Here is a 24962-nt window from a genome sequence, read left to right as displayed (position 1 = left end):
CGTAATCCCTGGCGGGCGCGCGACGACAGCTACGGCACCTCACCGCGTTGTCGGAACGCCCGAATACAACCAGTATGCGGACGCCCCTCCGCCTTGCGATGCACCGCATCTGACGCCGCGCGCTGATCCACCAGGGATCACGGGACAGCCCTTAGCCCGTTCATCTCCGCCGAGCGCCCACGGGCCGCCGTTCCCCGCCCGAATACCGCCGTTCCGCGCCCGTTGTCCGCCGCTTCCACGCCCGCCGAGTCCTGCGCCCTTTCCGACGAGTAATTACTGCGATCCGGGGGCCGCCGAAGAGTGCGTGACTTCCCTGCTCAGTGAGCAGATCGAACGCCCGGCTCCGGCCTTCTCACCCTGGTCGCGGGCGTTCAACTGAGACGTTGCGGCACTCATGGGCTCTGGATATGTTCCTGTCGCCGGTGGGCTCGACTCTCAGGGTATTCATCAACGTCACCCGGTATCTCTGTCTTGAAGTTACTGACGGCAATCGTGAGGTGGCGTGTTGTGCGGCAGGGGCCCCGGGGCCTTTCCGCGGTGAAAGCGTGACTGTATTCCACAGCCGGGCGCGGGTGTTCTTCCCCTGTTGCCCTTGCATCAATTTTGCGTAATTCCCAGGTAACCCGCATCGCGGTCGCGGAGATCAGCAGCGGCGTATTCTCGGCAAGCAGGGATGGCGGATTCAGATGGCCAACGAAGACAAGCTCCGCGATTACCTCAAGCTCGTGACGGCCAATCTGCGTCAGGTCCGCCGCCGGCTGGCCGAGGTCGAGGAACGGGGCCAGGAGCCGATTGCGATCGTCGGGATGGGCTGCCGCTTCCCCGGCGGTGTCCACGGCCCCGATGACCTGTGGCAGCTGCTCGCATCGGGCACCGACGCGATCGGCCCGTTCCCGCAGGACCGCGGCTGGGACCTGGAGAACCTCTATGACCCCGACCCGGACCACCCGGGCACTTCGTACGCGCGGCACGGCGGCTTCGTCTACGACGCCACCGGCTTCGACGCGGAATTCTTCGGGATCAGTCCGCGTGAGGCCGTGTCCATGGACCCGCAGCAGCGGGTGCTGCTCGAAGTGGCCTGGGAGGCGTTCGAACAGGCCGGCATCAACGCGGACTCGCTGCGCGGCTCGGCCACCGGCGTGTTCGCCGGCTCCTACGGACAGGGCTACGGCACCGACCCCTCGACCAGGTCCGGCGGCTCCGAGGGTCACCTCCTCACGGGCGTGTCGACCAGCGTCACCTCGGGGCGGCTGGCGTTCACCTTCGGCCTGGAGGGCCCGGCGGTGACGGTGGACACCGCCTGCTCGTCCTCGCTGGTGGCTCTGCACATGGCGGCCCAGGCGCTGCGTTCCGGGGAGTGCTCGCTGGCGCTGGCCGGCGGCTCCACGGTGATCTCCGCACCCTCCGTGTTCGTGGGCTTCTCCCGGCAGCGGGGCATGTCGGTGGACGGGCGCTGCAAGTCGTTCAGCGAGGGGGCGGATGGCTCGGGCTGGGCCGAGGGTGTGGGCCTCCTGGTGGTGGAGCGTTTGTCGGACGCGCGGCGCAACGGGCACAAGGTCCTTGCTGTGATGCGTGGTTCGGCGATCAACCAGGACGGCGCGTCGAACGGTCTGACGGCGCCCAACGGGCCCGCGCAGCAGCGGGTGATCCGAGCGGCACTGGCCAACGCCGGTGTATCGGCGTCCGACGTGGACGTGGTGGAGGCACACGGATCGGCGACCAGGCTGGGTGATCCGATCGAGGCCGAGGCGCTGCTGGAGACCTACGGCCGGGAGCGTCCGGAGGGCCGGCCGCTGTGGCTGGGTTCGGTGAAGTCCAACATCGGCCACACCCAGGCCGCCGCGGGCGTCGCGGGTGTGATGAAGACGGTACTGGCCCTGCAGTACGGCGAGTTGCCCCGCACGCTGCATGTGGACAAGCCGACGCCGCACGTGGACTGGTCGGCGGGTGGCGTGGAGCTGCTGGCTGAGCCGGTTGCGTGGCCGAGTGGTGAGCGGGTGCGGCGGGCGGGTGTGTCCGGTTTCGGGATGAGTGGCACGAATGTGCACGTGATCCTGGAGGAGGCGCCGGTCGGGGAGGTCGGGCCTGCGGAGCCGGGCGAGGCCGATGTGCTGGATGGGCCCGCCGAGGAAGTTGTGGGATCTGCCGGGCCGGCGGTGCTCTCGGATGGGCAGGCTGCTGCGTGGCTGGTGTCGAGCCGGTCCGTCGCGGGGCTGACCGCGCAGGCCGACCGGCTGCGGGAGTGGGTCGCGGGTCGCCCGTCGCTGGAGCCGGCTGATGTGGCGTGGTCGTTGGCTGCCGGCCGGTCGGTGTTCGAGCACCGTGGTGTGGTGGTCGGGGATGGCCGGAACGGGCTGTTGTCCGGTCTGGACGGGCTGGCTTCGGGGGTGGTTTCGCCTTCGGTGGTGTCGGGGGTGGCGCGTTCGACCGGTCGGACGGTGTTTGTTTTTGCGGGTCAGGGTGCGCAGTGGGTGGGGATGGGGCGGGAGCTGTTGGGCTCCTCGCCGTTGTTCGCCGCCCGTCTCGCGGAGTGTGAGGCTGCGCTTGCCCCGTATGTGGACTGGTCGCTGAGTGGTGTTCTGTCGGGCGCGGACGGGGCTCCCGAGCTGGAGGCGGCCGAAGTCGTACAGCCCGCGCTGTGGGCGGTGATGGTGTCGCTGGCCGCGGTGTGGGAGGCGGCGGGTGTCGCCCCTGACGCGGTGGTGGGTCATTCGCAGGGTGAGATCGCTGCGGCGACGGTGGCGGGGATGTTGTCGCTGGAGGATGCGGCCCGTGTGGTGGCGGTGCGGTCTCAGGCGCTGTCCGGGCTCGCGGTGTCGGGGTCGATGGTGTCGGTGGTCATGCCCGCCGATCCGGTGCGGGAATTGGTGGACGGCTGGGACGGCCGGTTGTCGGTAGCCGCGGTGAATGGCCCGGCCGCCGTGGTGGTCTCAGGTGATCCGGAGGCGTTGGCTGAGTTCGAGAGGGAGTTGGCCGCTCGCAGGGTGATGCGTTGGCGGATTCCGGCGACGGATTTCGTGGCGCACTCCCCGGCGGTGGATCCGTTGGCGGGGCAGTTGGAGGGGGAGCTGTCCGGGATCGTCCCGCGTACCGGTCGGGTGCCGATGGTGTCCACGGTGACCGGTGAGTGGCTCACGGGTCAGGAGGTGGACGCGGCCTACTGGTTCGCGAATCTGCGGCGGATGGTGCGGTTCGAGGAAGCCGTACGGAGCCTGCTGGACGCCGGTTACGGGGCGTTCGTCGAGGTGTCGCCGCATGCGGTGCTGACTGCTTCGGTGACGGAGACGGCGGAGGACGCCGGGGTCGGTGAGGTGCTGTCGATCGGCACGCTGGCTCAGGAGGATGCCGGGGCCGCGCGTCTCCTGCGGTCCTTTGCAGAGGCGCATGTGAACGGGCTCCCCGTCGACTGGGGCAAGGTTCTCCCGGCCGGTGCGGCGGTGGAGCTGCCCACGTACGCCTTCCAGCGTCATCGCTACTGGCTGGAGCCCTCCGCCACGGCGGTGGCCGGTGCGGATGGTGCGTCGACCGAGGCGGAGGCCCGGTTCTGGGCGGCCGTCGAGGGCGGTGACCTCTCGGGTGTCGCGGACGCACTGGCTCTGGAGGACCAGCAGCAACTGGCCGAGATACTCCCTGCGTTGGCGTCCTGGCGGCGCCGGGAGCAGGAGCGTACGGCCACCGCCGACTGGCGTTACCAGGTGGGCTGGACGCCGGTTGCCGAAAGGGGCCAGGCCCGGCTGTCCGGTACGTGGCTGCTCGTAGTTCCCGCGGGCTCCGCCGAGGGCGGTCGGACAGGGCAGTGCCGCGAGGTGCTGATGGCGCGCGGAGCGGATGTCGAGCTGCTGGAGGTGGCCGGGGCCGCCGGGCGGTCGACGGTGGCCGAGCAGGTCCGCGCGGTGGTCCCGGTGGACGGATTCGCCGGGGTGTTCTCGCTGCTCGCGCTGGATGAGACGCCGATGGCCGCGTACCCGGCGGTGACGGTGGGGCTGGGTGCGACGCTCGGCCTGGTGCAGGGTCTCGGCGACGCCGAGGTCGAGGCCCCGCTCTGGGTGGCCACCCGCGGCGCCGTCGCGACCGGGCCCGGTGAGGCGCCTGCCGACCCGGTGCAGGCGCAGATCTGGGGCTTCGGCCGGGTGGTCGGTCTTGAGCATCCGGAGCGTTGGGGCGGGCTGGTCGATCTGCCTGCCGAGTTCGACGGGCAGGACGGGAAGACCGCTGCCCGGCTGGGCGCGGTGCTCGCGGGCTGCGGAGAGGACCAGGCGGCGATCCGTCCGGCCGGGATCCTCGGACGGCGGCTGACCCGAGCCCCGCAGCTGAGCGCGGCGGACCAGGAGTGGAGGCCACGCGGAAGCGTCCTGGTCACCGGCGGCACCGGAGCCGTGGGCAGGCAGGTCGCGCGCTGGGCCGCCGCACGCGGTGCCGCCCGGCTGGTGCTCACCGGCGGCGCAGGCCCCGAGGCCGAGGGTGCTGCCGCGCTCGCCGCCGAACTGGCCGCCCGGGGATGCCGGGTGGACGTACTGGACTGCGACGCGGCCGACCGCGCCCGGACGGCCGGGGCACTGGCCTGGACCGAGGCGTCCGGACCGGCGCTGTCCTCGGTCTTCCATCTCGCGGAGGTGGTCGACAGCGTCGCGGTGGACGGCTTGGACGCCACGCAGCTCGCCCCGGTGCTCGCGGCCAAGGCGGGCGCGGCAGCCGTACTGGACGAGCTGACCGCCGGATCGGACCTCGACGCCTTCGTTCTGTTCTCCTCGGTCGCCGCCGTCTGGGGCGGCGGCCGCCAGCCCGGCTTCTCGACGGCCAACGCCTACTTGGACGCGCTGGCGGAGCAACGGCGGGCCCGCGGCGCGACCGCGGTATCGGTGGCCTGGGGCCCGTGGAACGTCGGTACCACCAGCACCGGTGACGACGGCGTCCAGCTGGAGCGGCGCGGGCTGCGGCTGATGGACCCGGACCTGGCCACCGGCGCACTGGCCCGGATCCTGGACTGCGGCGAGACCCGGCCGGCGGTGGTGGACGTGGACTGGGCGAGGTTCGCCCCGCCGTTCACCCTGCGTAGGCCGAGCCCGCTGATCGACGGACTGCCCGAGGTCGTCGAGGCCCTCGCGGGCACCGATTCCGAGCAGAACGTCGAGCCCGGGGCGAGCAGCCCGCTGGTGCAGCAGCTGGCCGAGCAGACCGGGACCGAGCAGCAGCGCACCCTGACCCAACTGATCCGGGGCGAAGCGGCAGCCGTGCTGGAGCACGCCTCTCCGGAGGCGGTCGGCAGCGGCCGGGCCTTCAGCGAGCTGGGCTTCGACTCGCTGACCGCGGTCGAACTCCGTAACCGGCTGGCCACCGCCACCGGACTCAAGCTGCCCGCCACACTGCTCTTCGACTACCCCAGCCCCACGGTGCTGGCCGGCTATCTGGTCACCGAGCTGCTGGGCAGCCGGACCGCGAGTGCCGGCGCCACCCCCGTCCCGGACACGGTGGCCGCGGACGACGATCCGGTGGTCGTCGTCGGCATGGGCTGCCGCTTCCCCGGCGGCGTCAAGTCCCCCGAGGACCTCTGGGAGTTGCTGGCCACCGGCACCGACGCGATCGGGGCCTTCCCCCAGGACCGCGGCTGGGACCTGGACGCCCTCTACGACCCGGATCCGGACGCGCCGGGCACCGCATACGTACGCCAGGGCGGGTTCGTCTACGACGCCGCCGGGTTCGACCCGGGCTTCTTCGGGATCAGCCCCCGCGAGGCGCTGGCCATGGACCCGCAGCAGCGGCTGCTGCTCGGCACGTCCTGGGAGGCCCTGGAGCGGGCCGGTATCGTCCCCGGCTCGCTGCGCGGCAGCCGTACCGGGGTGTTCGCGGGCGCCAGCTTCGCCGGTTACGGCCTGTCCCGCCCGGACGCCACCGAGGGCCTGGAGGCGCACCTGCTGACCGGCACCACGACCAGCGTGCTCTCCGGCCGCATCGCCTACAGCTTCGGCCTTGAGGGCCCCGCGGTCACCGTGGACACCGCCTGCTCCTCGGCGCTGGTGGCCGTCAACATGGCCTCGAAGGCGCTGCGTTCGGGGGAGTGCACGCTGGCGCTGGCCGGTGGCGCCTTCGTCGCGTCCACCCCGGAACTGTTCGTCTGGGTCAGCAAGCAGCGCGGGCTGGCCCCGGACGGCCGCTCGAAGTCGTTCTCCGCCGACGCGGACGGCATGGGCATCGCCGAGGGCGTCGGCATGGTGGTCCTTGAGCGGCTCTCCGATGCCCGGCGCAACGGCCACCCCGTACTGGCCGTGGTGCGCGGCTCCGCCGTCAATCAGGACGGTGCCTCCAACGGCCTCACCGCGCCCAACGGACCCTCGCAGCAGCGGGTGATCCGGGAGGCGCTGGCCGGCTCCGGGCTGACCACGGCCGATGTGGACGCGGTGGAGGCACACGGCTCCGGCACCACCCTTGGCGACCCCATCGAGGCACAGGCGGTGCTGGCCACCTACGGCCAGGGCCGCCCCGACGGCCGGCCGCTCTGGCTGGGCTCGGTGAAGTCCAACATCGGGCACACCCAGGGCGCGGCCGGTATCAGCGGCCTGATCAAGATGGTCCTGGCGCTCCAGCACGAGCAGCTGCCGCAAACCCTCCACGCCGAGCAGGCGTCGCCGCACGTGGACTGGGAAGCGGGCGACGTACGGCTGCTGACCAGGGCGCAGCCCTGGCCGTCCGACGGCGTGCGGGCACGACGGGCCGGGGTCTCCTCCTTCGGCGTCAGCGGCACCAACGCGCACGTCATCCTCGAAGAGGCCCCGGAGCCGGCCGGGTCGGACGTGGTCGCGGCCCCCGGCCCGTGCGGCGGGGCCGGGGCCGCTGCGCGCGGCGCCCCGCGGCCCCCCGCGGTCCTCGACGCGACCGGCGGTGTCGCCTGGCTGGTGTCCGGGCGTACGGCGGACGGTCTGCGCAGGCAGGCGGCCCGGTTGGCGGAGCACCTGGCGACTCACCCCGGGGCGGACCCCGCTGATGTCGCCTGGTCCCTTGCGGCGACCCGCTCGGTGCACGAGTACCGGGCTGTGGTGACCGGTGGCGACAGTGCCGAACTCGCTGCGGGAATGGCCGCGTTGGCCGCCGGGGAGAGCGACCCCCGGGTGGTCGCCGGTACCGCCGCGGCCGTCGAGGGCGACGAGCCCGTCTTCGTCTTCCCCGGCCAGGGCGCCCAGTGGGCCGGCATGGGCCGGGAACTGCTGTCCGCATCGCCGGTGTTCGCGGCCCGGTTCGCGGAGTGCGCCGCGGCGCTCGAACCGTACGTGGACTGGTCGCCGGCCGATGTGCTGGCCGGTGCGGACGGGGCGCCGGGGCTGGAGCGTGCCGACGTGGCGCAGCCGGCGCTGTGGGCGGTGATGGTGTCGCTGGCCGCGGTCTGGGAGGCCGCGGGTGTCACCCCCGGCGCGGTGGTCGGCCACTCGCAGGGGGAGATCGCCGCTGCCACGGTGGCCGGCATCCTCTCCCTCCCGGACGCGGCCAGGGTCGTGGCGGTGCGCAGCCAGGAGCTGTCCGGTCTGGGCACCGGCGGCGGCATGCTGTCGGTGGTGATGCCCGCCGCGGCCGTACGCGAACTGCTGGAGCCCTGGGGCGACCGGCTGGCCGTCGCCGCGGTGAACGGGCCCGCCGCCACCGTGGTCTCCGGTGAGACCCAGGCGCTGGCCGAGTTCGGCGCCGAGCTGGCGGCCCGCCACATCATGCGGTGGCCGGTCCCGGTGACCGACTTCGTGGCGCACTCGGCCGGGGTGGCGCAGCTGTCCGGGGTACTGACCGAGCGCCTGTCCGGCATCCGGCCGGAGGCCGGGCGGATACCGATGTTCTCCACCGTCGAGTGCCGCTGGGTGGACGGCGCGGAGCTGGACGCCGGCTACTGGTTCGCCAACGTACGCCGGACCGTGCGATTCCACGAGGCGGTACAGGAACTGGCATCGGCCGGGAACCGGACCTTCGTCGAGGTTTCCCCGCAGCCGGTGCTGACCACCGGGATCAGCGAGAGCATCGAGGAGCTGACATCGGTCGGCACCCCGGTGATCACCGGGACGGTGGACCGGGAGAACAGCGGCCCCCAGCGGCTGCTGGCCGCCCTCGCCCAGGTGCACGTGGCGGGCACCGCCGTGGACTGGCGCCGGGTGCTGCCCACCGGAAGCCGTGTCGACCTGCCCACGTACGCCTTCCGCGACCAGCGCTACTGGCTCGGCGCCGACCGCCCGGCCGGACCCGTCACGGACGCCATCGGCGGGGCCGGTGCGGCAGGCGAGGCCGAGTCCCGCTTCTGGGCGGCCGTCGAGGAAGGCGATCTGCGGCAGCTCGCCGACACCCTCGCCGTGGACGGAGCGCAGCCCTTCGGTGAGGTGCTCCCCTCGCTGGCGTCCTGGCGGCGGCGCGAGCGGGAGCGCGACGTCACCGGCAACTGGCGCTACCGGGTCAGCTGGACGCCGCTCAGCGACCCGGCACCGGCCAAGCCGGCCGGCACCTGGCTGGTGGCGGTCCCCGCAGAGCACACCGGCGGCACCGCGGACCTGGTCCGGGCGTGCGTCGGCGCGCTGACCGCGCGCGGCGTCCGGGCCGAGGCCGTCGAGGTGGCCACGGGCACCGCGGAGCGTGGAGCGCTGGCCGCCGATCTCGTACGGGCTCTGCACCCCGGCCACGCCGGGGCGGCCGGACCTGACGCAGCGCAGGACGCACCCACTTCGGTGGCCGGGGTGCTGTCGCTGCTGGGGCTGGACGAGGAGCCGACCGCCCGGCACCCCGCGCTGCCCGGCGGGCTGGCGGGGACGCTGACCCTGGTGCAGGCGCTGTCCGACGCCGGGATCACCGCACCCCTGTGGATGGTCACCACCGGGGCGGTGGCCAGTGCGCCCGGCGACCCGCTGACCCGTCCCGTACAGGCCCAGACCTGGGGACTCGGCAGGGTCGTCTCGCTGGAACAGCCCGACCGCTGGGGCGGGCTGATCGACCTGCCCGCGGTCCTGGACGACCGGGCCGCGAGCCGGATGTGCGCGGTCCTCGCAGGCTGCGGGGAGGACGAGGTGGCCATCCGGTCCGCCGGGATCCTCGCCCGCAGGCTGACCCGGGCCCCGCAGCCCGCCGCGGACCGGGAGTGGACGCCCCGCAGCACCGTCCTGATCACCGGCGGCACCGGCGCCGTCGGCGGGCATGTCGCCCGCTGGCTGGCCGGCCGCGGCGCCGAACGGCTCGTGCTGGCCAGCCGGTCGGGCGCCGCAGCCCCGGGCGCCGCCGCACTCGCCGCGAGCGCGGCAGCCTCCGGCACCACCGTGGAGATCCGTCGCTGCGACAGCGCGGACCGCTCCCAGCTGGCCGCCCTCCTGGACCGGATCGCCTCCGACGGACCGCCGCTGACCGCCGTCATGCACACCGCGGGCGTCCTCGACGACGGGGTGCTGGACCGGCTGGACGCCGACCGGCTGGCGAACGCCCTGGCCGCCAAGGCCGCAGGAGCCGTCCACCTCGACGAACTGACCGCCGACCGCGAGTTGGACGCCTTCGTGCTGTTCTCCTCGGCCGCAGCCACCTTCGGCGGTGCCGGGCAGGCCAACTACGCGGCGGCCAACGCCTTCCTGGACGCCCTGGCGGAGAACCGGCGCTCCCGTGGGCTTCCGGCGCTCGCCGTCGCCTGGGGCCCCTGGTCCGGCGACGGCGTGTCCCAGGCCACCGAGGCGGCCCGGCAGCGGCTGCGCCGCAACCGCTGGGAGGTCCTCATGGACCCGGCGCTCGCGGTCAAGGCCCTGGGCACCGCACTGGCCGGCACCGACACCGTACTGACCGTGATGGACCTCGACCTCGACGCCTTCGCTTCCGCACCCGGGCAGGAACAGGCTCTGGAGGCCCCGCTGTTGCGCGACCTCATCGAGGTCCAGCAGCTCAAGGCCGTCCGGCGCACCGAGAGTGGCGCACAGCAGGCCGAGGGCGAACTGGGCCGGCAGCTGGCCGGACTGTCCAGGACCGAGCAGGACCGGCTCCTGGTGGGCCGGATCCGGGACGAGGCCGCCGGAGTGCTCGGCCACGCCGACTTCGACGAGGTCGAACCGAACCGCGCCTTCAGCGAGCTGGGCTTCGACTCGCTCACCTCGGTCGAGCTGCGCAACCGCATCGCCGCAATGACCGGGCTCCGGCTCCCGGCAACGCTCATGTTCGACCACCCCACCCCCGCGGTGCTCGCCGAGCACCTGCGGACCACGCTGCTCGGCGCTCTGGACATGAACACCGCGTCGGCAGGCAGCGCCGCGACCCCGGAGCTGCCGGACCGCACGGGCGAGGACCCGATCGCCGTCGTCGCCATGAGCTGCCGTTTCCCCGGCGACCTCAACACCCCGGAAGAGCTCTGGGAACTGCTGGCCGGCGGCGGCGAGGGGATCTCGGGCTACCCGAAGGACCGGGGCTGGGACAAGAACGCCCTGTTCGACCCCGACCCCTCGCACGCCGGAACCTCGTACACCCGCGAGGGCGGCTTCCTCCACCAGGCCACCCGGTTCGACGCGGGCTTCTTCGGAATCAGCCCGCGCGAGGCACTGGCCATGGACCCGCAGCAGCGTCTGATGCTGGAACTCTCCTGGGAGGCGCTGGAGTCCACCGGCCTCGACCCGGCAACCCTGCGCGGCTCGCGTACCGGTGTGTTCATCGGCGGCTACTCCTCCAACTACGCGCTGGCCAGCATGCAGCTCGGCGGCGAGGAGAGCGCGGCCCAGGTGGAGGGACACCTGGTGACCGGGAACGCGACCAGCATCATCTCCGGCCGTGTCTCGTACGTACTCGGCCTCGAAGGCCCGGCGATGACGGTGGACACCGCCTGCTCCTCCTCGCTGGTGGCGCTGCACACCGCCGCCCGGTCCCTGCGGTCCGGGGAGTGCCCGCTGGCACTGGTCGGCGGGGTCGCGGTGATGGCCACCCCGTGGGAGATGGTCGGCTTCGCCCGGCAGCGCGGGCTGGCGGCGGACGGGCGCAGCAAGGCGTTCTCCGCCGAAGCGGACGGCATGGGTATGGGTGAGGGCGCCGGCATGGTGGTGCTTGAGCGGCTCTCGGACGCCCGCCGCAACGGGCACCGGGTCCTCGGCGTCATACGCGGCTCCGCCATCAACCAGGACGGTGCGTCCAATGGCCTGACCGCCCCCAACGGCCCGTCCCAGCAGCGTGTGATCCGCGCGGCGCTGGCCGATGCCCGCCTCACCCCGGACGAGGTGGACGCGGTGGAGGCACACGGCACCGGCACCCCGCTCGGCGACCCGATCGAGGCCCAGGCGCTGCTGGCGGCCTACGGCCAGGACCGCCCGGCGGACCGGCCGCTCTGGCTGGGCTCGGTGAAGTCCAACATCGGCCACACCCAGGCCGCCGCCGGTATGGCGGGCCTGATCAAGATGCTGCTGGCACTGAGGCACGAGCAGCTGCCGCGCACCCTGCACGTGGACGAGCCCTCGCCGCACATCGACTGGCAGGCCGGCGAAGTGCGGCTGCTCGCGGAGCCGGTGGCATGGCCGGCCGGGGAGCGCCCGCGGCGGGCAGCCACCTCCGCGTTCGGCATCAGCGGCACCAACGCCCACGTCATCCTGGAAGAGGCCCCGCCCGAGGACCCCGCCGAGGCCGGCGAGTCCGCCGATGCGGGATCCGGGGCGGCCCGGCCGGAGCGGGACGCGGTGCCGGTGCTGGCGCACACGACCGCCGGTGCGTGGCTGGTGTCGGGGCGTTCTGCTGAGGGTCTTGCGGCGCAGGCGGACCGGCTGGGGGAGTGGGTGTCGGCCCGTCCGGAGCTGGAACCGGGTGATGTGGCGTGGTCGCTGGCGGCGACACGCTCGGCCTTCGAGCACCGCGCCGTCCTGGTCGGCACCGAGCGTGCGGAGCTGGTCTCGGGTCTGCGTCAGCTGGCGGCGGGTGCGCCGTCGGGTACGACGGTGACCGGTGTGGCCCGGACGGGTGCCCGGGTGGGTCTGATTTTCGCGGGTCAGGGTGCGCAGTGGACGGGTATGGGCCGGGGTCTGTATGCGGGCAGTCCGGTCTTCGCTGAGGTGTTTGACCGGGTGTGCGGGTTGTTGGAGCTGGAGTTGGGTTCCTCGGTTCGGGTCCGGGATGTGGTCCTGGGCGTGGATGGTGTGGATTCGGGGCTTGCGGATCAGACGTTGTATGCGCAGGCGGGGTTGTTTGCTTTCGAGGTTGCTCTGGCGGGTGTGCTGGAGGCGTCTGGTGTGAGGCCGGATGCGGTGGTGGGCCATTCGGTGGGTGAGGTGGCTGCCGCGTACGTCGCGGGGGTGCTCTCGCTTCCTGATGCGTGCAGGTTGGTGGCGGCGCGTGCCCGGTTGATGCAGGAGCTGCCCGCCGGTGGTGCGATGGCTGCGGTCAACGCGCCGGAGGCGGAGGTAGTCGCCTCGTTCGCGGAAGTGACCGGGGATGTGGTGGTCGCCGCGGTGAACGGGCCGGATTCCGTGGTCGTTTCCGGTGAGGCCGAGGCCGTCGACGCGGTGATGGAGCTCTGGCGGGATCGGGGTTCCCGGGTACGGGGGCTGCGGGTGTCGCACGCCTTCCACTCCCCGGCGATGGATCCGGTGCTCGGTGAACTGGGTTCTGTGGCTGCCGGGTTGACGTACCACCGGCCTGACGTGTTGTGGGCGGGCGCGCTGAGTGGTGAGTTGGTGGCCGAGCCGGAGGCCGGTTACTGGCCTGCGCAGACCCGGCAGGCGGTCCGGTTCGCCGACGCGGTGGCCGCACTCGGGAGGGAGGGCATCTCCGTCTTCGTCGAAGTCGGCCCGGACGGCTCGCTCTCGTCCCTCGGCGCCGAAGCGGTGGCCGGTGCCGACCGTGCCGAGCCCGCCTTCGTACCGCTCCAGCGGCGCAGGGACGACGGTGTGGCGAGCCTGCTGACCGGTCTGGCGCGAGCCTTCGTCACCGGGGTCCAGGTGGACTGGAAGCGCGTGCTGCCCATCGCGGAGCCGGTGGAGCTGCCGACGTACGCCTTCCGGCACCAGCGGTACTGGCCGGACGGGATACAGACCCTCCCGCACTCCTGGGGTGACGGCACGGGAACGGCTGCCGAGGCGCAGTTCTGGGCGGCGGTGGAGGAGGGCGACCTCTCCCGGATCGCCGACACCCTGGCCGTCGAGGACGAGCAGCAACTGGCCCACGTACTGCCAGCGTTGGCGTCCTGGCGACGCCGCGAACGGGACCGGTCCGCCACCGCCGACTGGTGGTACCGGGTGGACTGGGAGCGGGTCACGGACCCCGCCCCGGTGGAACTGGCCGGCAACTGGCTGCTGGTGGCCCCGGCAGGACAGGCCGCGGAGGCGCTCACCGAGCACTGCGCGCAGGCGCTGACCGCCGGTGGCTGCCGGGTGGTGCCCCTGGTGACCGCGGAGACCACCGACCAGGAACGGCTGGCGGCACAGATCGCCGCGGCGCTCCCGGAGGACGGTGTCGCGGGCGTCGTATCCCTGCTGGCCGTGGACGAGACCCCGCTGCCGGAGCACCCGACACTGGCGAACGGTCTGGCCGGTTCCCAGACCCTGACGCAGGCCCTGGTCGCCGAAAGGGTGCTCGCGCCGGTGTGGGGGGTGACCCGCGGCGGTGTCGCCGTCGCGCCGGAGAAGGCGCCGGCCGGCCCGGTGCAGGCGCAGGCGTGGGGGCTCGGCCGGGTTGTCGTACTGGAACACCCGGACCACGGCGGCGGGTTGATCGACCTGCCGGAGCAGTTCGACGAGCGGACCGCGGAACGGCTCCGTGCGGTGATCGCCGGATGCGGCGAGGACCAGGTGGCCATCCGCCCGTCCGGGATCTACGGACGCCGTCTGACCCGCGCCGCGCAGCCGCGGGGCGGCGGGGCGCCGTGGGTGCCCCGCGGCACCGTCCTGATCACCGGCGGCACCGGTGCCATCGGCGGGCGCGTGGCACGCTGGCTGGCCGGTCGCGGCGCCAAGCGGCTCGTCCTGACCAGCCGCTCCGGTCCCGCCGCCGCCCACAGCCGTGCGCTTGCGGTGGAGTTGGCAGCGGCCGGAGTGCAGGTGGATGTACTCGCCTGCGACGCGGGCGAGGAGTCCGCACTGGTCGGCGCGGTCGACTGGATCGGCGCCGGCGGCCCGCCGCTGACCGCCGTCATGCATGCGGCCGGCCTGGGCCAGATGACCGCACTGGACGAGGCGTCGGTGCCGGAACTGGCCGCGGTCCTCGCGGCCAAGGCAGCAGGCGCCGCCGCCCTGGACCGGATCACCGCGGACCTGGAGCTGGACGCCTTCGTACTGTTCTCATCGGTCGCCGCCACCTGGGGCAGCGGAATGCAGGCCGGTTACGCGGCGGCCAACGCCTACCTCGACGCCCTGGCCGAGGACCGCCAGGCCCGCGGCCTGGCCGCCACCTCGGTGGCCTGGGGCCCCTGGGGCGGTGGTGGCATGACCGACGAGGAGGCCACCGGGCACATGGAGCGGCGCGGTCTGCGCCTGATCGATCCGGACGCGGCGATCCGCGCCCTCGGCCAGGCGCTCGACGGAGGCCGCCCGACCGTCACCGTCGCGGACGTGGACTGGGAGCGGTTCGCGCCGCCGTTCACGCTGCGCCGGCCAAGCCCGCTGATCGAGAGCCTGCCCGAGGTCGCCGAAACGCTGGCCGCCAGGGGCGACGGCGACGGCGCCGACGAGGAGTCGGCAGCGGGCAGCGCGCTGGCCCGCCAGCTCGCCGCCCTGCCCCGGGTGGAACAGGACCGGCTGCTGACCCAGCTGGTACGCACCGAGGCCGCCGCCGTGCTGGGCCACGCGAGCGCCGAATCCGTGGAGGCCGACCGGGCCTTCAACGACCTCGGGGCCGACTCGCTGACCGCCGTCGAGCTCCGGGACCGGCTGGGCAGGTCCACCGGGCTGCGGCTGCCCAGCACCCTCCTCTTCGACTATCCGACCTCGGCCGCGCTCGCCGACCATCTGCGGGTCCGCCTCACCGAGGAGTCCAGCCCGGCCAAGCCCGTACTGGCCGAACTGGACCGGCTGGAGGACATGCTCGCCGCGGTGTCCGGCGGCGACTCCGCCCAGATCACCAACCGACTTGAGGTCGTCCTCTCCAAGTGGAAAGAGACCCAGGCCCAGATCGCCGAGACCGGGGTTGCCGAGAAGCTCGAATCGTCGTCCGACGACGAGGTCTTCGACTTCATCGGAAAAGAACTCGGAATCTACTGACCAGCCAGCGTGACCAGCCAGCGACGCGACTTCTTCGACGAGGTGACGTAAGTGAGCGAGGAGAAGCTTCGCTATTTCCTCAAGCGGGTGACCGCCAACCTGCACGAGACCAGGCAGCGTCTGCAGGAGGTGGAAGCGGCCGGCGGCGAGCCCATCGCCCTGGTGGGCATGGGATGCCGCTTCCCCGGCGGGGTGCGCAACCCCGATGCCCTGTGGCAACTCCTGTACGCAGGAGAGGAGTCGGTGGCCGGGCTGCCGCAGGACCGCGGCTGGGACCTGGGCGGCCCGGACGGCACGGGCGAGGAAGCCGCCGAGGTGCGGGCGGGCAACTTCATCTACGACGCCACCCGGTTCGACCCGGCCTTCTTCGGGATCAGTCCGCGTGAGGCCGTGTCGATGGACCCGCAGCAGCGGGTGCTCCTTGAGGTCGCCTGGGAGGCGCTGGAGCGCTCCGGTATCGACCCGGTCTCGCTGCGTGGCTCCGCCACCGGCGTGTTCGCCGGCGGCTCGGCGTCCGGCTACGGCTGGGCCAGCGGCGAACAGGGCGATCTGGACGGGCACGTGATGACGGGCAACGCCATGAGCGTGCTGTCCGGCCGCATCTCCTACACCCTGGGCCTTGAGGGCCCCGCGGTCACCGTGGACACCGCCTGCTCATCGGCGCTGGTCTCGCTCCACCTGGCCTGCCAGGCGCTGCGCTCCGGGGAGTGCTCGATGGCGCTGGTCGGCGGCGCCTATGTGGCGGCAACCCCGGTGCTGTTCACCGACTTCAGCCGCTCTCTGGGGCTCTCCCCTGACGGGCGGTGCCAGGCGTTCGGGTCCGGCGCCGACGGCATGGGCGTCGCCGAGGGCGTCGGCGTGGTGGTGGCCGAGCGGCTGTCGGACGCGCGGCGCAACGGGCACAAGGTCCTGGCCGTGGTGCGTGGTTCGGCGATCAACCAGGACGGTGCGTCCAACGGCCTGACCGCGCCCAACGGCCCCTCGCAGCAGCGGGTCATCCGCGCCGCTCTCTCCAGCGCCCGCCTCTCGGCCAACGATGTGGACGTGGTGGAGGCGCACGGAACGGGCACCCCGCTGGGCGACCCGATCGAGGCGCAGGCGGTGCTGTCCACCTACGGCCAGGAGCGGCCGGAAGGGCGCCCGCTGTGGCTGGGTTCGGTGAAGTCCAACATCGGCCACGCCCAGCAGGCCGCGGGCATGGCCGGGATCATCAAGATGGTGCTCGCGCTGCAGAACCAGCACTTGCCGCGCACCCTGCACGTCGAGGACCCCACCGACGAAGTGGACTGGTCGGCGGGTGGCGTGGAGCTGCTGGCTGAGCCGGTTGCGTGGCCGAGTGGTGAGCGGGTGCGGCGGGCGGGTGTGTCCGGTTTCGGGATGAGTGGCACGAATGTGCATGTGATCCTGGAGGAGGCGCCGGTCGGGGAGGCCGAGCCTGCGGAGGACGCGGACGAGGCCGATGCGCTGGAGGGGCCCGCTGAGCAGGCCGAGACGGCCGAGGAAACCCCTGAGCCGGCGGTGCTGTCGGATGGGCAGGCTGTGGCGTGGCTGGTGTCGAGCCGCTCGGCGGAGGGTCTGACGGCGCAGGCGGGGCGGTTGCGGGAGTGGGTGGCGGAGCGTCCGTCGCTGGAGCCGGCCGATGTGGCGTGGTCGCTGGCTGCTTCGCGGTCGGTGTTCGAGCACCGTGGTGTGGTGGTCGGGGATGGCCGGGATGCTCTGCTCAGTGGGGTACAGGGTCTGGCGGCCGGTGAGTCGTCGCCTTCGGTGGTGTCCGGGGTTGCGCGTTCCACCGGTCGTACGGCGTTTGTGTTCGCGGGTCAGGGTGCGCAGTGGGTGGGGATGGGGCGTGAGCTGCTGGGCTCCTCGCCGTTGTTCGCGGCCCGTCTTGCGGAGTGTGAGGCTGCGCTTTCCGCGTATGTGGACTGGTCGTTGAGTGATGTGCTGGCGGGTGTGGGGGGCGCGCCGTCGTTGGAGGCTGCTGCGGTGGTGCAGCCGGTGTTGTGGGCGGTGATGGTGTCGTTGGCCGCGGTGTGGGAGGCGGCTGGTGTTGTTCCCGATGCGGTGGTGGGGCATTCGCAGGGTGAGATTGCTGCGGCGACGGTGGCGGGGATGCTGTCCCTAGAGGACGCCGCACGGGTGGTGGCGGTCCGGTCCCAGGCGCTGTCGGGGCTCGCGGTGCCGGGGTCGATGGTCTCGGTGGTCATGCCCGCCGATTCCGTGCGGGAGCTGCTGGAGAGGTGGGAGGGGCGGCTCTCGGTTGCTGCGGTGAATGGGCCGGCCGCTGTGGTGGTCTCCGGTGAGCCGGAGGCGTTGGACGGGTTCGAGCGGGAGTTGGCCGCGCGGAAGGTGCTGCGCTGGCGGATTCCCGCGACTGATTTCGTGGCGCACTCCCCTGCGGTGGAGCCGTTGGCGGGGCAGTTGGAGAGTGAGCTCTCCGGGATCGTTCCGCGCTCCGGTCGGGTGCCGATGATGTCCACGGTGACCGGTGAGTGGCTCACGGGTGAAGAGGTGAACGCGGCCTACTGGTTCGCGAATCTGCGGCGGACGGTGCGGTTCGAGGAGGCCGTACGGAGCCTGCTGGACGCCGGTTACGGGGCGTTCGTCGAGGTCTCACCGCATCCGGTGCTGACCGCGGCGGTCACCGAGACCGCGGAGGACGCGGGGGCCGGTGAGGTGCTGTCGGTCGGCACGCTGGCCCAGGAGGATGCCGGGACCGCGCGTCTGTTGCGGGTGTTCGCGCAGGCGCATGTGAGCGGGCTGCGGGTCGACTGGGGGAAGGTCCTCCCGGCCGGTGATGTGGTGGAGCTGCCCACGTACGCCTTCCAGTACCGACGCTACTGGCTGGAGCCCTCCGCCACGGGCGGATCCGCAGCTCCCGTTGCGGACGGGGCGTCCGGAGCGGCCGAAGCCCGGTTCTGGGCCGCCGTCGAAGGCGGCGATGTGGCGCATATCGCCGAGGTGCTTGAGCTGGACGACGAGCACTCGCTTGACGAGGTGCTGGCCGCACTCAGCTCCTGGCGGCGCCGGGAGCAGGACCGGTCGGCCACCGCCGACTGGCGCTACCAGGTCGGCTGGGCGCCCGTGGCGGACCCGGTCGCCGCCGTCCTCACCGGGCGCTGGCTGCTGCTCACCGGACCGGACGGCGACGGCCCGACCCGGGCCTGTGCCGAGGCACTTGCCGCCCGCGGAGCCGACACCACGGTCGTCCGTGTACCCGCGGACGCCGTGGACCGCACCGCGATGGCGACCGTTATCGGCAGTGCGCTGCAGGACACCGAGGCACCCGCGGGGATCGTGTCCCTGCTCGCCCTGGACGACAGCCCGATGGTCCGTTACCCGGCGGTTCCCCTTGGCCTCGCCCGCACACTGGCCGTGGTGCAGGCACTGGGCGACACCGGAGTCGACGCGCCGCTGTGGGTGCTGACCCGCGGCGCCGTCGCCGCCACGCCCGATGAGTCGCCCGCCGCCCCGGCGCAGACCCTGACCTGGGGCTTCGGCCGGGTCGTAGGGCTGGAACACCCCGACCGCTGGGGCGGGCTGATCGACCTGCCGACCGGGTTCGGCGGGCAGGACGGCGTGGAGGGTCAGGTCGCGGCGCGGCTGTGCGCGGTGCTGGCCGGCTGCGGCGAGGACCAGGCCGCCATCCGCCCGACCGGGATCTTCGGCCGCCGGCTGAGCAGGGCAGGCCGTCCCCGCGGCACGGCCGGGCAGTGGAAGCCCGGCGGCAGCGCCCTGGTCACCGGCGGCACGGGTGCCATCGGTGGGCACGTGGCCCGCTGGCTGGCCGGCCGCGGTGCCGAGCGGCTGGTCCTGACCAGCAGGTCAGGTCCGGCGGCTGCCGGGGTCGCCGCACGGGCCGCCGAACTGGCCGCCCTGGGAAGCCGGGTGGACGTACTGGCCTGCGACGCGGCAGACCGCGACCAGCTGGCCGGGGTGCTCGGCCGGATCGCCGCGGAAGGCCCCGCGCTGACCACGGTGCTGCACACCGCAGGCGTCAACCAGGCCACCCTGGTGCAGGACACCGACCTCGCCGAAACGGACGCCGTACTGGCTGCCAAGGCGACCGGTGCGCTGCACCTGCACGAACTGACCGGCGAACTCGGCCTGGAACTCGATGCGTTCGTGCTGTTCTCCTCGATCTCGGCCACCTGGGGCAGCGGCCTCCAGCCCGCCTACGCCGCCGCCAACACCTTCCTGGACGGCCTCGCCGAGTACCGCAGGGCGCAGGGGCTGCCCGCGACCTCGGTGGCCTGGGGATCCTGGGGCGGCGGCGGGATGACCGACGAGGCGGGCGCGGCGCAGGGTATCCGGCGTGGCCTGATCGTCATGGACCAGGACCTCGCCGTACAGGCGCTGGCCCAGGTCCTGGACAGCGGCGAACCCCGGCTGACCGTGGCTCACGTGGACTGGGAGCGGTTCGCGCCGCCGTTCACGCTGCGCCGGCCCAGCCCGCTGATCGAGAACCTGCCGGACGTCCGGGACGCACTGGCCGGAGACCGGCCGGACGCACCGGGGAGCGACGACGCGACGGCAGGCCGGGGCACCGGGGCTTCCTGGCGCCAGGAGCTGGCGGGTCTGTCCCGTACCGAGCAGATGCGGACGCTGGTCTCCCTCGTCCAGACCCAGGCGGCCGCGGTCCTCGACTACGCCTCGCCCGACGAGGTCGAGGCCACCCGCGCCTTCAGCGACCTCGGTTTCGACTCGCTGACCTCGGTCGAACTGCGTAACCGGCTGAGCAGCGCCACCGGTCTGCAACTGCCCGCCACCCTGATGTTCGACGCCCCCACGCCCGCCGCGTCCGCCGAGTTCCTGCTGGCCGAACTGGCCGAGCTGCCCGGCATGCCGGACGGCGTACAGCCGGACGGGATGCGCACCGCTCCGGTCCTGGCGGCGGCGCCCACGGACGAACCGCTGGCGATCGTCGGCATGGCGTGCCGGTACCCGGGCGGGGTGACGGGACCGGAGAAGCTGTGGAACCTGGTCACCGCCGGGACCGACGCCGTCTCCGTACTGCCCGATGACCGTGGCTGGGTCTTCGAGGACCGGGAGGGGGACGCCCAGGGGCCCATCCGCTCCGGTGGCTTCGTCTACGACGCGACCGGCTTCGACGCGGGCTTCTTCGGGATCAGTCCGCGTGAGGCCGTGTCGATGGACCCGCAGCAGCGGGTGCTCCTTGAGGTCGCCTGGGAGGCGCTGGAGCGCTCCGGCATTGCCCCGGCATCCCTGCGCGGTACCGGGACCGGTGTGTTCGTCGGCGCATCCGCCTCCGGTTACGGCTGGAGCTCCGGCGTGCAGAAGGAACTCGACGGCCACCTGGTGACCGGCATCTCCACCAGCGTGGTGTCCGGCCGGGTGTCGTACGTGCTCGGTCTTGAGGGCCCTGCGGTGACGGTGGACACCGCGTGCTCCTCCTCGCTGGTGGCGCTCCACATGGCCTGCCAGGCGGTGCGCTCCGGGGAGGCATCGCTGGCCCTGGCGGGCGGGGTCATGGTGGCGGCCAACCCGCTGCTGTTCGACCAGTTCAGCCGGCAGATGGGACTGGCACCGGACGGCCGGTGCAAGCCGTTCTCCGCCGACGCGGACGGCATGGGTCTCGGCGAAGGCGCCGGCATGCTGGTGGTGGAGCGTTTGTCGGACGCGCGGCGCAACGGGCACAAGGTCCTTGCTGTGGTGCGTGGTTCGGCGATCAACCAGGACGGTGCGTCGAACGGTCTGACCGCCCCCAACGGTCCGTCGCAGCAGCGGGTGATCCGTGCGGCGCTGGCCAACGCGGGTGTCTCGGCGGCCGATGTGGATGTCGTGGAGGCTCACGGCACCGGCACCCCGCTGGGCGACCCGATCGAGGCGCAGGCGCTGCTGGCGACCTACGGTCAGGAGCGTCCGGATGACCGTCCGCTGTGGCTGGGTTCGGTGAAGTCCAACATCGGCCACACCCAGGCTGCTGCCGGTGCGGCCGGTGTCATCAAGATGGTGCTCGCACTCCAGCACCGGGAGCTGCCGCAGACCCTGCACGCAGCCGAGCGGTCACCCCACATCGACTGGTCGGCCGGTGATGTCAGGCTGCTGACCGATGCGGTCGCGTGGTCGGCGGAGGACCGGGTACGTCGTGCCGGCGTCTCGTCGTTCGGCATGAGCGGGACCAACGCCCACCTCATCCTGGAAGAGGCCCCGGCCGAGGAGACCGAGCCGGCCGACGCCGACCAGGCGCCCGAGCCGACGGACAACGTCCCCGCACTCCTCGCTGCGGGCGAGGCCACCGCGTGGCTGTTGTCCGGCCGGTCCGTCGCGGGGCTGACCGCCCAGGCCGACCGGCTCCGCGAATGGGTCGACGTCCGCTCGGATGTGGGCCCTGCTGATGTGGCGTGGTCGTTGGCTGCTACGCGGTCGGTGTTCGAGCATCGTGGTGTGGTGGTCGGGGATGGCCGGGGCGGGCTGCTGGAGGGTGTACGGAGTCTGGCGGTCGGTGAGTCGTCGCCTTCGGTGGTGTCGGGGGTTGTGCGTTCGACGGGGCGTACGGCGTTTGTGTTTGCGGGTCAGGGTGCGCAGTGGGCCGGTATGGGGCGGGAGTTGTTGGCTTGCTCGCCGTTGTTCGCGGCTCGGTTCGCGGAGTGTGAGGCTGCGCTTTCCGCGTATGTGGACTGGTCGTTGAGTGATGTGCTGGCGGGTGTGGGGGGTGCGCCGTCGTTGGAGGCTGCTGCGGTGGTGCAGCCGGTGTTGTGGGCGGTGATGGTGTCGTTGGCCGCGGTGTGGGAGGCGGCTGGTGTCGTTCCCGATGCGGTGGTGGGGCATTCGCAGGGTGAGATTGCTGCGGCGACGGTGGCCGGGATGCTGTCCCTTGAGGACGCGGCCCGTGTGGTGGTGGTGCGTTCTCGCGCGTTGTCGGGGTTGGCGGTGTCGGGGTCGATGGTGTCGGTCGTGATGCCGTCGGGTTCGGTGCGGGAGCTGGTGGACGGCTGGGGTGGCCGGTTGTCGGTTGCTGCGGTGAATGGGCCTGCCTCGGTAGTGGTCTCGGGTGAGCCGGAGGCGTTGGACGGGTTCGAGCGGGAGTTGGCGGCGCGGAAGGTGATGCGTTGGCGGGTTCCGTCGACTGATTTCGTGGCGCATTCTCCGGCGGTGGAGCCGTTGGCGGACGTGTTGCGGAGTGAGTTGTCAGGGATCGTTCCGCGCTCGGGCCGGGTGCCGATGATGTCCACGGTGACGGGTGAGTGGCTCACGGGCGAGGAGGTGGATGCGGGGTACTGGTTCGCGAATCTGCGGCGGATGGTGCGGTTCGAGGAAGCCGTCCGTACGTTGCTCGGTTCGGGTTACGGGGCGTTCGTCGAGGTCTCACCGCATCCGGTGCTGACTGCTTCGGTGGTGGAGACCGCGGAGGACGCGGGTGCCGGTGAGGTGCTGTCGGTCGGCACGTTGGCCCAGGAGGATGCCGGGGCCGCACGTCTGCTGAGGGTCTTCGCGCAGGCGTACGTGAGTGGGCTGACGGTGGACTGGCAGAAGGTCCTCCCGGCCGGTGATGTGGTGGAGCTGCCCACGTACGCCTTCCTGCACCGCCGGTACTGGCTGGAGCCCTCCGCCACGGCGGTGGCCGGTGCGGATGGTGCGTCGACCGAGGCGGAGGCCCGGTTCTGGGCGGCCGTCGAGGGCGGTGACCTCTCGGGTGTCGCGGACGCACTGGCTCTGGAGGACCAGGATCAGCTGGGCGGAGTACTGCCCGCGTTGGCGTCCTGGCGGCGCCGGGAGCGGGAGCGTTCGGTCACCGAGAGCTGGCGGTACCGGATCACCTGGGCGCCGGTCCCGGAGACGGGTCCGGCCCGGCTGTCCGGCACATGGCTGCTTCTTGCCCCGGCCGGGCAGGCGGACGGTTCGATGATGCGGCAGTGCCGCGACGCACTGTCCGCTCTCGGGGCGGATGTCGAGCTGTTGGAGGTGGCCGGGGCTGCCGGCCGGGAGGTGGTGGCCGAGCAGGTCCGCGCCGTGCTTCCGGTGGATGGATTCGCCGGGGTGTTCTCGCTGCTGGCGCTGGATGAGTCGCCGATGGCCGCGTACCCGTCGGTGACCGTGGGGCTGGGCGCGACGCTCGGTCTGGTGCAGGGGCTCGGCGACGCGGAGGTGGAGGCCCCGCTCTGGGTGGCCACATCGGGTGCGGTGGCCGGAGCGCCCGCCGAGTCGCCGGTCCGTCCGCTGCAGACGCAGGTGTGGGGGCTGGGCCGGGTGGCCGGCCTTGAGCATCCGGAGCGTTGGGGTGGGCTGGTCGATCTGCCTGCCGAGTTCGACGGGCAGGACGGGAAGATCACCGCCCGGCTGGGTGTGGTGCTGGCTGGCTGTGGAGAGGACCAGGCGGCGATCCGTCCGGCCGGGATCCTCGGACGGCGGCTGACCCATGCCCCGCAGCCGACCGCATCGGACCGGGAGTGGACACCACGCGGGAGTGTCCTCGTCACCGGCGGCACCGGTGCCATCGGCGGGCATGTGGCGCACTGGGCAGCCGGCCGGGGTGCCGAGCGGCTGGTCCTGACCAGCAGGTCAGGTCCGGCGGCTGCCGGGGTCGCCGCACGGGCCGCCGAACTGGCCGCCCTGGGCAGCCGGGTGGACGTACTGGCCTGCGACGTGAGCGACCGGGCCCAGGTGGCCGGGGCGCTCAGCCGGATCGCGACGACCGGCCCGGCGCTCTCCGCGGTGCTGCACACCGCCGGAATCGGGCAGGCCGTGCCGGTGGCCGAAGCCGACCTGGCCGAGACGGACGCGGTCCTGGCGGCCAAGGCGTCAGGAGCCCGGCATCTGGACGAGCTGACCCGCGAACTCGGTCTGGAACTCGACGCGTTCGTACTGTTCTCGTCCATCTCGGCGATCTGGGGCAGCATCGTGCAGCCCGCCTACGCCGCCGCCAACACCTATCTGGACGGCCTCGCCGAGCGCCGCAGGGCGCAGGGCCTGGCAGGGACCTCGGTGGCCTGGGGCCCCTGGGGCGGCGGCGGCATGACCGACGCCGAGACCGCGGGACGGCTGGCCCGCGGCGGTGTGGCGCTGATGGACAAGGACCGCGCCGTGCAGGCGCTGGCGCATCTCGTGGACGGCAGGGAAGGGCCGCTGACCATTGTCGACGTGGACTGGTCACGGTTTGCCGTGCCGTTCACGCTGCGCCGGTCCAGCCCGCTCATCGAGAGCCTGCCCGAGGTCGCCGCAGCTCTGGCGGAGGAGGCGGCCGAGCCGGTCACCGATCCGGCCGCCGGAGCCTCGCTCCGCGAGGAGCTGGCCGGGCTGCCGCAAGCCGAGCAGCACCGGGCGCTGGTCCGTCTGGTGCAGACGCAGGCCGCCGCGGTGCTCGACTACGCCGCGCCGGAGGACGTGGAGGCCACCCGTCCTTTCAGCGACCTCGGTTTCGACTCGCTGACCTCGGTCGAGCTGCGGAACCGGGTGAGCAGCGCCACCGGCCTGCAGCTTCCGGCCACGCTGTTGTTCGACCACCCCACCCCGGAAGCAGTGGCCGGCCACCTCTGGAACGAGGAGTTCCAGGACGGTACGGCCCCGGTGTCGCTGGTGGAGGAGGTCGACCGGCTCGGGTCGCTGCTGACCGGGACGGCGCCGGACGAGAAGACGTACGAGATGGTCACCGAGCGCCTGCAGGGTCTCCTCACCCAGTGGAAGGAGACCGGCGCTCCGGAAGAGAGTCAGGCAGTCGCGGAGAAGATCGGATCCGCAACCGACGACGAGATATTCGAGTTTATCCACCGGGAACTCGGCCGGTAATTGGTACCCCGTCAGGTGCGGATGGCACGTGTGGGTTTTTCACGAACTGGATTGGTGAGATCC

2 protein-coding genes are annotated in these 24962 nt (G+C 72.7%); both read left to right on the top strand.

All coding sequences use genetic code 11. The features are described from left to right. Window positions 1–686: 686 nt before the first annotated feature. Window positions 687–15155, top strand: a complete 14469-nt coding sequence (locus tag ACFXBC_RS18475) for a type I polyketide synthase (protein ID WP_385024856.1) — start codon at window positions 687–689, stop codon at window positions 15153–15155. Window positions 15156–15206: 51 nt separating this feature from the next. Further along, a complete protein-coding gene (locus ACFXBC_RS18470) occupies window positions 15207–24899 on the top strand; it encodes a type I polyketide synthase (RefSeq protein WP_385024853.1) in 9693 nt (3230 codons plus the stop codon). The last annotated feature ends 63 nt before the right edge of the window (window positions 24900–24962 follow it).

This window comes from Streptomyces sp. NPDC059398 (assembly GCF_042751845.1).
In the GTDB taxonomy this organism is placed as follows: domain Bacteria; phylum Actinomycetota; class Actinomycetes; order Streptomycetales; family Streptomycetaceae; genus Streptomyces.
The sequence above is the reverse complement of the archived record's forward strand: the minus strand, read 5'-3'. Positions and strand labels throughout refer to the sequence as shown.

Coding starts and splice junctions, on each gene's coding strand:
- ACFXBC_RS18475 (WP_385024856.1), top strand. CDS start 687: ATGGCCAACGAAGACAAGCTCCGCGATTACCTCAAGCTCGTGACGGCC.